The sequence below is a fragment of the Mesorhizobium sp. P2_E10 genome (assembly GCF_056404235.1).
Window position 1 is genome coordinate 22,993 of sequence record NZ_JBFUEK010000012.1, and the last position, 15,363, is coordinate 38,355.

General features: G+C 64.3%; 15 protein-coding genes. 6 read left to right on the forward strand and 9 right to left on the reverse strand.

Features of this window, described 5'->3' with window-relative positions; translation table 11 throughout:
- Positions 1-2: 2 nt before the first annotated feature.
- Positions 3-764: an SDR family NAD(P)-dependent oxidoreductase gene (locus AC1D0N_RS24850; RefSeq protein ID WP_477248616.1), complete on the forward strand. Its 762-nt coding sequence runs from the start codon at positions 3-5 to the stop codon at positions 762-764.
- 24 nt (positions 765-788) lie between these two features.
- Here the strand turns inward: AC1D0N_RS24850 and AC1D0N_RS24855 are convergent, their stop codons facing one another.
- From AC1D0N_RS24855 to AC1D0N_RS24895, 9 genes are all read right to left on the reverse strand, one after another.
- Positions 789-2,297, reverse strand: coding sequence for an aldehyde dehydrogenase family protein (locus tag AC1D0N_RS24855; protein ID WP_477248617.1), 1,509 nt, complete (start codon positions 2,295-2,297; stop codon positions 789-791).
- Positions 2,298-2,317: 20 nt separating this feature from the next.
- Positions 2,318-2,665 (reverse strand): cupin domain-containing protein, encoded by a 348-nt coding sequence (locus tag AC1D0N_RS24860; protein ID WP_477248618.1) that lies wholly within the window; start codon positions 2,663-2,665, stop codon positions 2,318-2,320.
- A 31-nt stretch (positions 2,666-2,696) separates the two neighbouring features.
- Positions 2,697-3,038 (reverse strand): cupin domain-containing protein, encoded by a 342-nt coding sequence (locus AC1D0N_RS24865; protein WP_477248619.1) that lies wholly within the window; start codon positions 3,036-3,038, stop codon positions 2,697-2,699.
- Positions 3,039-3,056: 18 nt separating this feature from the next.
- Entirely contained in the window at positions 3,057-3,407 is a 351-nt protein-coding gene (locus tag AC1D0N_RS24870) for a cupin domain-containing protein (RefSeq protein ID WP_477248620.1), read from the reverse strand.
- Positions 3,404-4,678, reverse strand: a complete 1,275-nt coding sequence (locus AC1D0N_RS24875) for a glycosyltransferase (protein ID WP_477248621.1) — start codon at positions 4,676-4,678, stop codon at positions 3,404-3,406. Before AC1D0N_RS24875 ends, AC1D0N_RS24870 begins: the two co-directional genes overlap by 4 nt.
- Before the next feature lie 15 nt (positions 4,679-4,693).
- Entirely contained in the window at positions 4,694-5,767 is a 1,074-nt protein-coding gene (locus AC1D0N_RS24880) for an ABC transporter ATP-binding protein (protein WP_477248622.1), read from the reverse strand.
- A complete protein-coding gene (locus AC1D0N_RS24885) occupies positions 5,764-6,558 on the reverse strand; it encodes an ABC transporter permease (RefSeq protein ID WP_477248623.1) in 795 nt (264 codons plus the stop codon). The genes AC1D0N_RS24880 and AC1D0N_RS24885 overlap by 4 nt, the downstream gene beginning before the upstream one ends.
- Positions 6,551-7,393, reverse strand: a complete 843-nt coding sequence (locus AC1D0N_RS24890; protein WP_477248716.1) for an ABC transporter permease — start codon at positions 7,391-7,393, stop codon at positions 6,551-6,553. The genes AC1D0N_RS24885 and AC1D0N_RS24890 overlap by 8 nt, the downstream gene beginning before the upstream one ends.
- A gap of 104 nt (positions 7,394-7,497) precedes the next feature.
- On the reverse strand, positions 7,498-8,562 hold the full coding sequence (locus tag AC1D0N_RS24895; protein WP_477248624.1) for a polyamine ABC transporter substrate-binding protein: 1,065 nt from the start codon (positions 8,560-8,562) through the stop codon (positions 7,498-7,500).
- A 236-nt stretch (positions 8,563-8,798) separates the two neighbouring features.
- Between AC1D0N_RS24895 and AC1D0N_RS24900 the strand changes: the two genes are divergently transcribed.
- The 5 genes from AC1D0N_RS24900 to ggt are packed head-to-tail and all read left to right on the forward strand — an operon-like array spanning position 8,799 to position 15,350.
- The gene (locus AC1D0N_RS24900) at positions 8,799-9,737 is read left to right on the forward strand and encodes a GntR family transcriptional regulator (RefSeq protein WP_436261473.1); all 939 of its coding nucleotides are present in this window, start codon (positions 8,799-8,801) and stop codon (positions 9,735-9,737) included.
- 10 nt (positions 9,738-9,747) lie between these two features.
- On the forward strand, positions 9,748-11,031 hold the full coding sequence (locus tag AC1D0N_RS24905) for a glycosyltransferase (protein ID WP_477248625.1): 1,284 nt from the start codon (positions 9,748-9,750) through the stop codon (positions 11,029-11,031).
- A 6-nt stretch (positions 11,032-11,037) separates the two neighbouring features.
- On the forward strand, positions 11,038-12,420 hold the full coding sequence (locus AC1D0N_RS24910) for a glutamine synthetase family protein (protein WP_477248626.1): 1,383 nt from the start codon (positions 11,038-11,040) through the stop codon (positions 12,418-12,420).
- Between the two features lie 2 nt (positions 12,421-12,422).
- On the forward strand, positions 12,423-13,724 hold the full coding sequence (locus AC1D0N_RS24915; protein ID WP_477248627.1) for an NAD(P)/FAD-dependent oxidoreductase: 1,302 nt from the start codon (positions 12,423-12,425) through the stop codon (positions 13,722-13,724).
- A 39-nt stretch (positions 13,725-13,763) separates the two neighbouring features.
- On the forward strand, positions 13,764-15,350 hold the full coding sequence (gene ggt, locus AC1D0N_RS24920) for a gamma-glutamyltransferase (RefSeq protein ID WP_477248628.1): 1,587 nt from the start codon (positions 13,764-13,766) through the stop codon (positions 15,348-15,350).
- The last annotated feature ends 13 nt before the right edge of the window (positions 15,351-15,363 follow it).

Genomic DNA, 15,363 nt, shown 5'->3' on the forward strand with positions numbered 1-15,363 from the left:
TCATGATTCTGAGAGATCGCATCGCCGTGGTGACGGGCGCCGGGTCGGGCATCGGGCGCGCCGGCGCCATGATCATGGGCAGAGAAGGGGCGGTGGTGGTGATCGCCGACCGGGATCAGGCTGCCGGTGAAGCAACAGCCTGCGACATCCGCGCTGCCGGCGGCAGGGCCGAGGCGGTGGCGACCGATGTCGGCGAGGACGCAGCGGTCGAGCAGCTTATCGCGGGAACGCTCGGCAGCCATGGACGCATCGACATCCTGCACAATCACGCCGGCATCCAGGTCGGCGGCACGCTGACCGAGGTCGGCATCGACGGCATGGATGCCTCCTGGCGGATCAATGTGCGGGCGCAGTTTCTGGCGGCGAGGGTTGTCATGCCGTCGATGGTCGCACAGGGCGGCGGCGTCATTCTCAACACCGCTTCCAATTCAGGGGTGTTCTACGACCGCGAGATGATCGCCTACGCGACGTCGAAGCATGCCGTGGTGGCGATGACTAGGCAGATGTCGCTCGACTATGCCCGGCACAATGTCCGCGTCAATGCGCTCTGTCCGGGCTGGGTCGACACGCCGTTCAACGAGCCGTTCATCGCCCAGATGGGCGGGCGCGAGGCGATCGAGCGCTATGTGCGAACCAAGATCCCCATGGGGCGCTGGGCGAGCGCCGAGGAAATTGCCGAAGCGATCCTGTTCCTCGTCTCCGACCGCTCGTCCTTCATGACCGGCCAGGCCTTGGTGATCGACGGCGGCGAAAGCATCGGCTGAGCTGTTGCTTCTGGCCGCGTTGCCTCAAACATGCTTGCGGCCGCCGGCTTCGCGGAACCAGCTGTCGGGATAGGGATACCACCAACCCTGGATCTCAGGCTTGTGGTCGATGATCACCATCTTCGAGCGGCGGAAAGCATCGAGCCCCTGGCGACCGAGCTCGCGGCCGAGGCCTGAGGCCTTCCAGCCGCCGAACGGCAAGGCGTCATTGTCGATCAGCGGGTTGTTGATCCAGACCATGCCGGCCTCGAGCCGTTCGGCCGCCTCATGCGCCTCGGCAAGATCGGTGGTGAAGACCGAGGCGCCGAGCCCGAACGGGCTGTCATTGGCGAGCCTGATCGCCTCGTCGAAATCTTTCACCCGGCAGATCGCGGCGACCGGCCCAAAACACTCTTCGCGCACGATCGCCATATCGGGGGTGACGCCGGTCAGGATCGTCGGCTCGTAGAACCAGCCGATAGTGTGCGCCGGTGGAATGCGCCCGCCGGTGACCGCCTTTGCGCCGTGCGCGACCGCGTCGTCCACCAGCCGCATGACCTTCGCCCGCGCCGCCTCGCTGACCAGCGGTCCGATCTCGGATTTGTCCAGCCCGTTGCCGATCCGCAGCGCGAGCGTCCTTTCGGCGAATAGCTCGACGAAGCGGTCATGAACGGCATCGACCACAAAAAACCGTTCGGCTGAGGTGCAGACCTGGCCGGTGAGGTGGAACGCGGCGGTGACGCTGCCGGCCGCCGCGACTTCGAGCGGGGCGTGCGCGGAAATGATCATGGGATCGCTGCCGCCGGCCTCGATGACGCATGGCTTCATGCGCTCAGCGCAGGCGACGGCGACCGCCTTGCCGGCCGCGACCGATCCGGTGAAGGCGACCGCGTGGGTGCGTTCCGAGGCGATCAGCGCCTGTGCGGTCGCCGCGCCGCCGGGCAGGCAGGAGACCAGCCCTTCGGGCAGCGAGCGGAACACGGTCATGTAGTCGAGCGTGGACAGCGTCGTCGCCTCGGCCGGCTTGACAATGCAGGCGTTGCCGGCGGCAAGCGAAGCGGCGACGGTCCAGCACATCAAGAGGATCGGGAAGTTGTAGGGCATGATGTGGACGGAGGTGCCGTAGGGCTCGTAGCGCGCGTACTGGAACGAACCGGCCTGCGTCGTGCCGGCAATCTTGCCGGCATCGTCGCGCGCCATTTCGGCATAGTAGCGGAAGATCGGTGCACAATTGGCGATCTCGCCGATGGCTTCCGGATAGGGCTTGCCCATCTCGCGGACCATCAGCTCGGCACAGCGGGTGAAGTCGGCGGCTTCGATGGCATTGGCGACGGCATGCAGATGTTTGGCGCGGCTCTTGGCGTCGAGCCTTTTCCACGCCGCTTGCGCCGTAGTCGCCGCGGTCAGCACGGCATCGATCTCGCCGTCTGTTGCCGCAGCGATGGCACCAACCGTTTCCAGCGTCGCCGGATCGATCACCGGCTTGTTCGAGCCGGTCATCGGCCGGCAGTCCGGATTGACGAAGAATGTCGGCCGGTCAGCGGAGAAATCCATGGTCGTCCTTTCAAGCCCGCTCAGCGGATCATGTAGACCTTCTTGATGGTCTCATGGACGGTGCAGATGCCCTTCCAGCCCTGTGGGAAGAACGCTGCCGTGTCCGGTTCGATCTCGATCACCTCGCCGGATTCGTGGACGTAGGTGCAGCGGCCCTCGAGAAAATGGCAGAACTCGTCGCGGGTGACGTGACAATGCCATTTGCCCGGCGTGCAGACCCATAGACCGCATTCGGAACGGCCCTCCGGCCCCTTGTGCAGCAGCTTGCCGGAGGTGCGGGATTCGCCTTCGATCATGGTGGGGATGATGCCCCAGTCGACAAGTTCGGTGATGGTGAGCGGCGATTTCATGATTGGCGTGGTGGTCATCCGGATATTCCTTGAAACTGTTCCTGGGTGCTCACCGGCACATGAAGGCCTTGGTCAGCGTTTCGGTGATGACGGAGATGCCGGTCCAGCCGGCTGGGAAGAACACCAGCGTGCCGGCCTCGACCGGGATCTGTTCGCCGTTGTCATGGACGTAGCTGCCGCGCCCGGACAGGAAATGACAGAACTCATCGGCGGCGAAGATGATGTGGCGCGTGCCCGGCGTGCATGACCAGAGGCCGCACTCGCTCGATCCGTCCGGATTCTGGGACAGGATCTTGCCCGATGCATGTGGCGAACCGGCGAGCGGCGACGAACTTGCGCCCCAGTCGTCCAGCGCTACATAGGCGGCGTTCGGCCAATAAGGTGTCGGCATGTTTTGGAACTCCAGTGATCAGGCCAGCATGTAGATGTTGCGGATGGTCTCGTGGACGGTGCATTCGCCCACCCAACCGGCCGGGAACATGACCACGGTTTGCGCGGCGACTTCTATCACCTCGCCGACATCAGATCGGTAGGTCGCACGGCCGGCGACGAAATGGCATAATTCGTCGCGCGGGATCGCCAGCCGCCAGCGGCCGGGGGTGCAGACCCAGATACCGGATTCCGGCTGGTTGTTCGGCCCCTTGTGCACCAGCCTGCCGGTCGAGTGCGAAGCGCCTTCCAGCGCATCCGGCTGCGCGCCCCAGTCGACGAGGTCGGTGCGGGTGGAGGCTTGGTAGAGGTGTGGCACGGAGGAGGTCACAGCAGCTTCTCCAGCAGGCAGGCGGCTTTCTCCGGTCCATTCTGCGATTGCATCTGCGCCGAGGTCTTCCCCAGCTTCGCCTTCATTCTCGGGTCGGTCAGGCAAGCTTCCAGCTTTGCGACCAGCTCGGCATCGGTCCAGTCGTAGCGCGGCATGCCGAAGCCGTGGCCGGTTTCCTCGACGCGCGTGGCGTTATCGTGGCCATCCCAGACATAGGGCATGATGATGGCCGGCTTGCCGAAATAGAGGCACTCGGTGAACGAGTTGTTGCCGCCATGGTGGATCACCGCATCGACCTGCGGGATGACCGAGGGCTGCGGGAACCAGCTGTCGACGATGACGTTGCCGGGCACGTCGGTGTACTGGTCCTTGTAGCCGCCGACATTGACCAGTGCGCGGTAGCGGGTCTTGCCGAGCGTCGTGATGATGCGCTTCAACAGCTCGACATCGCCGGCCCCTAAGCTGCCGAAGGAGACATAGAGCAGCGGCCCGTCATTATTCTCAGCAAAAGTCGGCACAGTGTAGGGCTTCTCCTGCCGCACGCAGCCTTCCAGATACTGGAATTTTGCCGGATCGAGCGGATGGCGGCGCTTGAATTTTGCTGCCTCTGGATAAAGCAGCAGGTTCAGGTAGGGCGAAGCCTCGAAGAACTGGCCGATCGGATAGGGCGCCTCGTTGTTGGCGTTGAGGAACGCGTTGAAGTCGTCATGGATCGGCTTGATCACGGCGTTGAAATGATCGCGGTAGCGCTGGTGTCCGGCATGGTCGTTCTCGCCGCAGCCGGACAGATGCGGCGGGATATCCTCGTCCTCGATCTCGTTTTCCGAGCAGGAGATGACGCGCACCCAGGGTTTGCCATACTGCTTGATCGCCGGAAACAGGATGACGTTGTCGACGCAGATCACGTCTGGCTTGATGGCGTTGAGAACCCGCGGCAGATCCTTCTGCGCCCATTTGGCGCTGTCGACGATCGCCGTCCAGCAATCCTTGACGTAGTTGTCGACCTGGTCGTAGGGCGATTTGCGGAAATTCGGGATGTGGCCGTTGATGAAGTCTTCCCAGAACTTGGCCATCTGTTCGGGCGGCATCGGCTCGGACAGGTTCACCGGATGGGCCTCGAAGCCGTAACCCTTGTAGACATCGACGAAGCCGGGATCGGACAGGAACACCGCCCTGTGGCCGCGCGCCTCGACCGCCTGGGCGATGCCGACGGAATTGAGCGCCGGGCCAAAGGCCGCTTCGGGGAAAAACGCGATCGTCTTCTGCGCCATCAAGCTCTCCTTCAATCACTCTGCGAAAATTCTGACGTCGGCGGCGTCCCAGCCGAGTTCGACAGCGTCGCCTGATGAAACCGGCCGGCGGTCGGCGGCGTCAGCGGTGACGCGCACCAGGAATGGTTTTGGCGACAAAGCGGTGCGGACATGCAGTTGCAGGTCGAGCCCGTGGTAGGCGAGCGCCTCAACGGTGCCGGCAACACGGTTGACTGTCTCAGCTGACGGAAACAGCCGGATACGTTCGGGCCGCACCGACGCGACCGCAGCAGCGCCCGGCGAAAGCGTGGCGGGAAGTTTGCCAGCGATCCGTGCACCGTTGGCCGCCACCACGCCGTCAGCCGTGGCCTTGCCCGGAACAAAATTCATCACGCCGATGAAGTCGGCAACGAAACGGTCTGCCGGATGTTCGTAGATCGCGTGTGGCGTATCGCATTGCAGCAGTCTGCCGTCTTTCAACACCGCCATGCGGTCGGCCATGACGAGCGACTCCTCCTGGTCATGGGTGACGATGACGAAGGTGATGCCGACCTCGTGCTGCAGGCGCTTCAACTCAAGCTGCATGGCGCCGCGTAGTTTCTTGTCGAGCGCGCCGAGCGGCTCGTCGAGCAGCAGCAGCCGCGGCCGCTTGACCAAGGCCCGGGCGAGCGCAACGCGCTGCTTCTGGCCGCCCGACAATTGCTCCGGCTTGCGATCGGCGAAGGCGACGAGTTCGGTGGTCGCCAGGATGGCGTCGACACGGGAGCGGATTTCGCTGGTCGGCAAGCGCTCCATTTCGAGGCCGTAGGACACATTGGCCCTGACGCTCATATGCGGAAACAGCGCGTAGGATTGGAACATCAGATTGACCGGCCGCTTGTTGGGCGGGATTTTCGCGATGTCCCTGCCATCGAGCAGGATGCGCCCGTCATTGGGCGTCTCGAAGCCGGCCAGCATGCGCAACAGCGTGGTCTTGCCGCAGCCGGACGGACCGAGCAGCGCGAAGAACTCGTTCTCGCGGATGTCGAGCGAAATGCCGTCGACCGCGGTGACGCGGCCGAAATTCTTCGACACATGATCGATGGCCAGCAGCGTACGCGGTTCGCTCATTGGCCGATGATCCCACGGTTGAGCCGCTGCGACAGGGTCAGCGCGGTGATCGAGACAGCCATGACGATGGTCGCCAGCGCGTTGATCTCCGGCGTGATGCCGAAGCGGATCATCGCGTAGATCTGCATCGGCAGCGTGGTCGAGGTGCGCCCGGCGCCGGCGGTGAAGAAAGCGATGATGAACTCGTCGACCGACAGCGTGAAGGCGAGCAGCGCGCCGGCGATCACCGCCGGCAGGATGACCGGCAAGGTGACGCGCCTAAAGGTGGTGATGGCGGAGGCGCCGAGATCGGCGGAGGCCTCGACGATCGACCAGTCGAAACTCTTCAGCCGCGCGCGCACCACCGAGCAGACGAAGGCGAGGTTGAAGACGACATGCGCGAGGATGATGGTGTGCAGGCCCATGGTGATGTTGAGCATCGAGAAGAACGAGAGCAGCGCGATCGCCAGCACGATGTCGGGAATGATCATCGGCGCGAAGATCAGTGCTTCCAGTCCTTTGCCGTACTGCCGGCGCATCTCGACGCCGATCGCCAGCAGCGTGCCGAGCAAGGTGGCGATGGCGGTCGAGACCAGCGCCACGATCAGCGTGTTCAGTGCAGCGGAGAGGATCGCGGAATTGCCGGCGAGCGAGACATACCATTTCAGCGAAAACCCGGACCATGCGGTCGGCAGCCCGCCCTCGTTGAACGACAGCGCCACCAGCACGGCGATCGGGATGTAGAGGAAGGCGAAGACGAGGCCGAGCACCAGCCAGAGCGTGCGCCGCGTAGCGGGGGAGCGCTCAGCCATCGGCGTCGCCCCCGGCTTGCGCGGTTTGGCCCGAGGCGCGATTGGCGGCCAGCGCCTGCGCCATCAGCACCAGCAGCATGATGGCGATCAGCGCCATGGCGAGTGCGGCGCCGAAGGGCCAGTCATTGGCGGTCAGGAACTGGTCGTAGACGAGGTTGCCGATCATCTGGAAGCGGCCGCCGCCGAGCAGCGCCGGGGTGACGAAATTGCCGATCGACAGCACGAAGACGAAGACCGCGCCGGCGGCGATGCCGGGCACGGTGAGTGGCAGGATGACACGGCGAAATGTGGTTGTGGCCGAGGCGCCTAGGTCGCGCGAGGCTTCGGCAAGCTCGGGATTCAGCCGCGACAGCGGCGCGTAGCAGGCGAGGATGACGAAGGGCAGATAGTTGTAGACGAGGCCGGCGATGACAGCGCCTTCGGTATAGAGCATCGACGGCGGCTCGCCGGTGTAGCCAAACCAGCGCAAGAGCTGGGTGATCAGGCCCTCGCGGTTGAGCAGCACGATCCAGGCATAGGTGCGGATCAGATAGTTGGACCAGAAGGGCAGCACGGCGAAGAACAGGAACACCGGCTGCAGCCGGCGGGGCGCAGCCGCGATGGCATAAGCCGCGGCGTAACCGATCACCACCGCGATCAGGGTTGCGGTGCCGGCAATGCGCGCCGAGTTCAAGAAGATGCCGGCATAGAGCGGGTCGAAGACCAGCCCGAAATTCTCCAGCGTGAAGGTGTATTCGATGCCGCCATAGATGCCGCGCCGGAAGAAGGCGAGCGCCAGCACCAGCGCGCATGGCACCACCATCAAGGCGGTCAGCCAGGCCAGTGCCGGCGCCATCAGCAAGGAGGAGCGAAGTCTGGTTGAGGACACGATTGGGGCACCGCATTCAGCAGCCGACGGCGGAAATCCGCCGTCGGTTGTGATCTCTGATTTGCCGCGGCTTACTGCGCGGCCTTGATCTCGCTGACGATCTTGGAATAGTCGCGCTGGGCTTCGCCGACGTCACGCAATTGTTCGAACTTGACGAGGTCGGCCACCGGCATCGCCATGTTGGGGAACTTGGCCAGGAAATCGGCCGGCAGGCTTTCCATCGCCGGCTTGTTCGGCACCTTGTAGTCGATGTTCTGCGCAGCCCAGGCGTGGTTCTTGGCGTCGAGCATGAAGTTGATGAACTGGAAGGCGGCGTCCTTGTGCTCGGAAGCCTTCATCACCACCATCGTGTCGACCCACAGGTCCGAGCCTTCCTTCGGAATCACATATTTGATCTCGGGCTTGTCGGCGATGCCGTAGTTGCACCAGCCGTCCCAGGCCTGCACCATCAACGCTTCGCCTGACACCAGCTTCGAATAGAAGGTGGTGTCGTCATAGGCGAGCAAGGTCTTCTTGGCGGAGATCAGCAGGTCCTTGACCTCGGCCATCTTGGCCGGATCGGTCTCGTTGACCGAATAGCCCTTGTCGAGCTGGCCGGCGGCCAGCAACCAGCGGTCGGTCGCCAGCATGGTGGTCTTGCCCTTCAGCTCATCGGAAGGCGCGAGCAAGTCGCTCCAGCTGGTCGGCGCCGTCTTGACCAGGTCCGAGCGGTAGCAGAGGCCCGTCGTGCCCCAGGTGTAGGGAACCGAGAAAGCGTTGCCGACATCGTGCGGCAGCTTGGTCGCCTCGGGATAGAGGTTGGCGAGGTTGGGGATCTTGGCGTGATCGACCGGCTCGGTCAGACCGAGCTTGTTCAACACTTCGGCGAAGGGCGAGGAGACGAAAACCACGTCATAGCCCTTGCCGCCGGCGGCAATCAGCTTGCCCATAATCTCTTCATTGGTGGCGTGCACCACCACTTCGCCGGAGATGCCGGTCGCGGTCTTGAAGGCGGCCATGGCGTCGGGCGCCATGTAGCCGTCCCAGTTGGAGATGACGAGGTCGGCGGCGGCAGCCGGCGCCGACAGCGCCAGAGCAAGGCCGAGAGCGATTGAAGATATATTGAGCGCACGGCGCCGCAGGCTGGTAGCGGTCATGGCAGACTCCCATTCGGTTTGATCGTCGAATTCATCGCCGAACCAAGGCCGGCGACCCGTGCCGCTGGCTCGATCCTGTTCCCTCGGTCTTTTCTCGCCGATTGTGCTGACAGTACTATTGCAGAAAAAAGTACGTCAATCCATAATTTGCCAACCGACCGAGGAATCTGGCCGATTGCGTCCGTTCGGCGATCGGTCAAACCAAATGCAGTCACTTCCGTCCGCCGAGACCAGTCATGCAAGCCGCAGCCCGACGACCTCGCACCAACCATCTCGATCTGGCGCAGCGCATCCTCGATGTCGCGCGCCAGCGCGGTTTTGAGCCCGGCGCGCGCCTGCCCGAACAGCAGATCGCCTCGCTCTGTAATGTCTCGCGCACGCCGGTGCGCGCCGCACTCAGCCTGCTTGCCGGGCAGGGCGTGGTGCGCTGGGAGGCCGACACGGGTTATCACCTGGCGGTCGATCTCGCCGCGCAGCCGGCGATCGCCGCCGAGCTCCCGAGTGCCGAGGAAGACGAACTCGCGGAAGCGATCCTGCGCGACCGCTCGGCGCGCCGGCTGGACCAGACGGTGACCGTCGCCGGGCTGATGCGGCGGTACGATGCTGATCGCAAGACGGTACTAAAAGCGCTTAACAAACTGACTGACGAGAATCTGCTTGATCGTGCGCCCGGCCAGTCCTGGCTGTTCCGGCGCGCGCCGGACGATCCGGAGGCGCAAGGCGAGAGCTATGAATTCCGCCTGCTGCTGGAGCCGGCTGCGATCCTGGCGCCTGGCTTCCGGCTGGACGGTGCGCGGGCGGCAGCGTTGCGCCAGGGCATGGAGGTACTGTCGGCGTTGCCGGACGCAAGCTTCGACACGCGCGAGTTCCAGCGGCTGGACATGGATTTCCACGGCATGATCGCCGAAGGCTGCGCCAACCGCTTTGTGTCGGATGCGCTGGCCGATCATCTCCGCCTGCGCCGGTTGCCTGGCATCTATGCCGGCGTCAACGTCTTCCGGCTGCGGCAATCGCTGCGCGAACACTTAGGCATACTCGACTATCTTGAAAGCCGGCAGTATGAGGTGGCTGCCGATCTGCTTCGCATCCACCTGCGGCTCTCCCGCAACCAGCGACCGCAAGCGGCCAGCCGCGGAGCTCCCGCACTGTTCGGCATGATCAGCCGGCCGGACTGAAGAGGAATAATTGACGCGTAAAGCCAGCCCGACCATCGCGCTGTTTCCCGAAGCCAGTTTCGGCGCCGCGTTGAATTGCGTCGGTATCGCACAGGCATTGCGCGCACGGGGCGCCCGGCCCGTCTTCATCTGCCATGCCGGTTTCTCCGGCGTCTTTGCCGACTATGGTTTCCAGGAATACCAGCTGCCGACCGACGAGCCGCTAAGCGACAGTGACCGCCAGAGCTACTGGCAGGCGTTCGTGCGCCGGCATCTGCCGCATTTCCGGCTGAGCCCGATCGACCAGCTCGAAACCTATGTCGCGCCGACCTGGCAAGCGATCGTCGACACGGCGGTCAATGCCGAGGCGCCCCTGCGCCAATTGCTGGCGCGTCTGAAGCCGGATGCCGTGGTGCTCGACAATGTCATCATGTTCCCGGCGATTGCTGCCGCCGGTTGCCCGTGGGTGCGTGTCGTCTCCTGCGCCGAGACAGAGCTGCCGGATGCCGAGGTGCCACCTTACCTCTCCGGGATGGCTGCCGACGACCCGCAGCGCGAGGCGTTCGAGGCGCGCTATCTGTCGGCCTCGGCGCCGGCACATGACCGCTTCAACCGTTTTCGCGCGGATTCCGGCCTGGCGCCGCTGCCCAAAGGCCTTTTTCTCGAGACGTCACCCGATCTCAACCTGCTGCTGACGCCGGCGATCGTACGGCGCGAGCGTGCCGAGCCGCTCGACCCCGAACGCTTCATTTATCTCGAAGGCTGCGTGCGCTCGGAGGGGCCGTTCGAGGTGCCGGTGTTTCCGCGCAATGGCGGGCCGCTGGTCTATGTCAGCTTCGGCAGCCTTGGCGCCATGGATGTCGGTCTGATCGAGCGCATGCTGGCCGTCTTCGACAGGATGCCGGCGCGCTTCATCGTCAATGCCGGCGGACTGCGCGACGCCTATCGCGCGGTGCCGGACAATGTCTATCTCGACGCCTGGTTTCCGCAACCTTCTGTGGTGGCGAAGTCTGACCTGTTCATCCATCACGGCGGCAACAACAGCTTTTGCGAGGCGCTGCGCTTCGGCGTGCCGTCGCTGATCATGCCCTATTGCTGGGACGGACATGACAATGCGCAACGCGCGGGAGAGACGGGCGTCGGCGACCATATCGGCCGCGATGCCTGGACCGAAGGGGGATTGGAGAGAGCCATTCTCGGTCTGCTGGCCGACGATGTCATGCGCGCCCGCCTCAGGGAGAATGCAGCCCGGATGGCGCTGACCCCTGGAACGGATGTGGCCGCGCAAGCCATACTCTCTCTCGTAGGTACGTGAACCAAAATGCAGGACAAAAATACCAACACCACTCTCTTCACCGGCAACGATCCCAAGAGCTGGCTCGCTCAGCACGGCATCACCGAAGTCGAGTGCCTGGTGCCAGACATGAACGGCGTGCTGCGCGGCAAGGCGCTGCCGACGGCGAAGTTTCTCAAGGCGCTGGAAGACCGCGCGCTTTATCTGCCGAGCAGCGCTTTCCTGGTCAGCATTGATGGCCGCTATTCCGGCTCGATCGATGAAGGCTTTGCCTATCAGGATCCGGATATGCGCATGGTGCCCGACGTCTCGACGCTGTGCCTGGCGCCGGGCGGCGGTGTTGGCAAAGCGTACGTCTTCGCAGACGCCTTCCACATGGACGGCAGGCCATGGATGGCCTCGCCGCGTCATGTGCTCCGCGCCGTACTCGATCTCTATCGCCAGCGCAGCTGGCGGGCGGTGGTGGCGCCGGAGGTGGAATTCTATCTGACCGCGCCCAATCCCAATCCAGACCAGCCGCTGACCGCGCCGGTCGGCGCCAATGGCCGCGCCGAAGGCTCACAGCATCCCTATGACATGGTGGCGCTGGAAGAATTCGAGCCGGTGATCCGGCGCGTCTATGACTATGCCGCGGCCGCCGGCCTGCCGCTTGACACGCTGATCCATGAATCGGGCACCGCGCAGTTGGAGATCAATCTGCTCCATGGCGATGCGGTGTCGCTAGCCGACCAGGTGCTGCTGTTCAAGCGGCTGACGCGCCAGGCCGCACAACAGAGCGGCATGCATGCCACCTTCATGGCCAAGCCGATCGCCGCGCAGGCGGGAAGCTCGATGCATTTGCACATGTCCGTCGTCGATGAGAAGACCGGCGCGGCGCTGTTTGCCAGCGCTGATGATGCCGACACCGAAATGTTCGACCATTTCATCGGCGGCCTGCAGAAGTACGTGCCTGAGATCATGCCGCTGTTTGCGCCGAACGTGAATTCGTTCCGCCGCATCCGGCCGAACCACAGCGCGCCGGCCAACATCGAATGGTCGCATGACAACCGTTCCTGCGGCCTGCGCGTGCCGGCCGGCGGGCGTGCCGCAAGACGGGTGGAGAACCGCTTGCCGGGTGCGGATTGCAATCCCTATCTGGCGATCGCCGGCTCGCTGCTCGCCGGCTATCTCGGCGTCGAGCAGAAACTGGCGCGCTCGGTGGAAGCATCGGGCAATGCCTACAAGATCAAAAGCACGCTGCCGAAAACCATGGAGGAGGCGCTCGACCGATTCACCGCTTGCGAGCCAGTGCGGGCATTGCTCGGCGAGGATTTCTACCAGACCTATCTGCGCGTCAAGAGCGTTGAACTCGACCTGTTCCAGAGCGTGGTGACGAGCTGGGAACGCGACCATTTGTTGCTGAAGGTGTGATCATGGCCTCCAGCTCAACGGGTTTCAATTCCGGTCTCGATATCGGCAACTCCTATTATGTCGCCACCGCCAATCCGGCGCCGGATCATCCGTCGCTGGCAGGCGATGTCGAGGCCGACCTGGTGGTGGTCGGCGGCGGCTGCACCGGCCTGTCCGCCGCCCTTCATGCCGCCGAGCGCGGCCTGAAGGTGGTGCTGCTCGAAGGCGGCAAGATCGGCTGGGGGGCGTCGGGCCGCAATGGCGGCCAGATGATTCCCGGCCTGCGCAAGGGCGCCAAGGGGCTGGTCAAGCTCTACGGCCCCGAGCGGGCGAAGGCGCTGTTCGACCTCGCCTTCGAGGCGCGCGGCCTGGTGCTCGACATCATCGAGCGCCACGCCATCGATTGCGACCTGAGACTGACCGGCCATCTGGTCGGCGCGGTCAACGGCTCCGATCTTAGGGATCTCGAAGAAGAGGCGAAATGCCTTCAGAGCGTGATGAAGTTTCGCGATGTCGAGATCCTGTCGGCGGCGGACGCGCGGGCCAAGGTCGACACGCCTTACCACGGGGCCATGTATGAGCCGCTTGGTGGCCACATGCATCCGCTGAACTACACGCTCGGTCTTGCCCGTGCCGCCGTGGCCGCCGGCGTCGTTATTCATGAGAATTCGGTGGCGATGAAGCTGGAGCGCGAGCCGCCGATCCGGGTCTCGACGGCGAAGGGGGCGGTGCGGGCCAAACATGTCGTGTTGGCCGGCGATGCGCTGCTGCATGGGCTGGAGCCGCGCGTCAACAGCCGCATCATGCCGGTCGGCAACTACATCGTCGCCACCGAGCCGCTGGAGGGCAAGCGCAATGTCATCCCGGCCAATGTCGCGGTGTCCGACACGCGTTTCGTCGTCAACTACTACCGCATGTCGGCAGACGGACGGTTGCTGTTCGGTGGCGGCGAGCGCTACACGCCGTCGCCGCCGGCCGACATTGCCGGCTTCGTGCGGCCGCATATGGAAGCCACATTTCCGCAACTGAAGGGCTGTCGCATCGACCACGCCTGGGGTGGGCTGGTTTCGGTGACGACGTCGCGGCTGCCGCATGTTGGGCACTATGGCGAGGTCTATTTCGCGCATGGCTATTCCGGCAAGGGCGGCATCCTGTCGACGCTGTCGGGCAAGCTGCTCGCCGAAGCGATCACCGGCGATTCGTCACGCCTCGATCTGTTCTCGACGCTGACCCCGATGCCGTTCCCCGGCGGCACGGCGCTGCGCGGTCCGCTCTATGTGCTCGGCATGCTGTGGTACGCGATGCGCGACCGTATCAAGCATTGACGTTACTGTTGGCGGGCGGGGACCATCGGAGGCGATTGCATGCGTGATTTTCAATTCCCCGGACGGTCGCCGGTGCGCACGACGGAAGCGATGGCTGCGACTTCGCATCCGCTGGCGACGCTGGCTGCGGTCGACATGCTGCGGTCCGGCGGCAACGCGATGGATGCGGCCGTGTGCGCGGCGGCGGTGCAAGCGGTCGTCGAGCCGCAATCGACCGGCATTGGCGGCGACTGTTTTGTTCTCTACAGTCCTAAGGGCGAGGGCGATGTCCTCGCCTTCAACGGCTCAGGGCGTTCACCCGCAGCCGCGACAGCCGAGTGGTATCTGGACAAGGGGTATGACGGGTTGCCCGAGTCCGGCCCGCATGCGGTCACCGTGCCGGGCGCCATCGACGCCTGGTGCCGGCTGCTTGACGATCACGGCAACAAGGGCATCGACGCAGCGCTGGCGCCCGCCATACGCTATGCCGAACAGGGCTATGTCGTTCACGACCGCGTCGCCTTCGATTGGGCTGACGAGGTCGCCCTGCTCGCCGCCAACGAGCATGCCGCGCGCATCTTCCTGCCGAACGGACGGGCGCCGCAGGCCGGTGACCTGCATCGACAACCGGAGCTGGCGGAAACCTTGCGTATCGTCTCGAGGCAGGGCCGCGCCGGTTTCTATGAAGGCGCGGTCGCCGCCGACATGGTGGAGCGTCTGCGTGCCCTCGGCGGGCTGCATGCGCTTGAGGATTTTGCGGCGACGAAGGGCGACTATGTAAGGCCCGTCGCTACATCCTACCAAGGCTACGACATCCATCAGATGCCGCCGAACAATCAGGGCATGACGGCGCTGATCATGCTCAATGTGCTTTCCGGCTTTGCGCTCGGTTCGCTGGAGCCGAACGGCGCCGAGCGGCTGCATCTCGAGATCGAGGCCGGCCGGCTCGCCTATCAGGACCGCGACAATTTCATAGGCGATCAGAATTTCGTCCACGTCGCTGTGGAACAGTTACTGTCCAGCTCCCATGCCGACCGGCTGCGCGCCGCCATCGATCCGGCCCGCGCCATGACGCATTTGCCGCGGCTCGAGCTGCAGCCGAGCGACACCGTCTACATCTCCGTGGTCGATCGCGATCGGAACGCGGTCAGCTTCATCAACTCGACTTACGGCTCGTTCGGTAGCGGCGTGGTGGGGCCGAAGACCGGAGTGGTGCTGCAGAATCGCGGCAAGAGCTTCCAGCTCGCAGCGGACCATCCGAACCGCATCGCGCCGGGAAAACGTCCCATGCACACCATCATGCCGGGCATGGTGACGCAAAATGGCCGGGCGGTGATGCCGTTCGGGGTGATGGGCGGCGGCTACCAGCCGTTCGGCCATGTTCACTTGCTCACCAACATGTTCGATTTCGGCATGGATCCGCAGCAGGCACTCGATGCACCAAGGGTGTTTTACAAAGAGAACGCAGTGCTGGCGGAGCGTGGTATTCCGGCCGAGGCGATCGCCGGCTTGCGCCAGCGGGGCCATCAGGTATCGATTGCGGAAGAGCCGCATGGCTGTGGTCAACTGGTGCTGATCGACTGGGACAAGGGCACGCTCACCGGCGCCTCCGATCCGCGCAAGGACGGTTGCGCGCTGGGCTACTGACGAAACGGCTGTG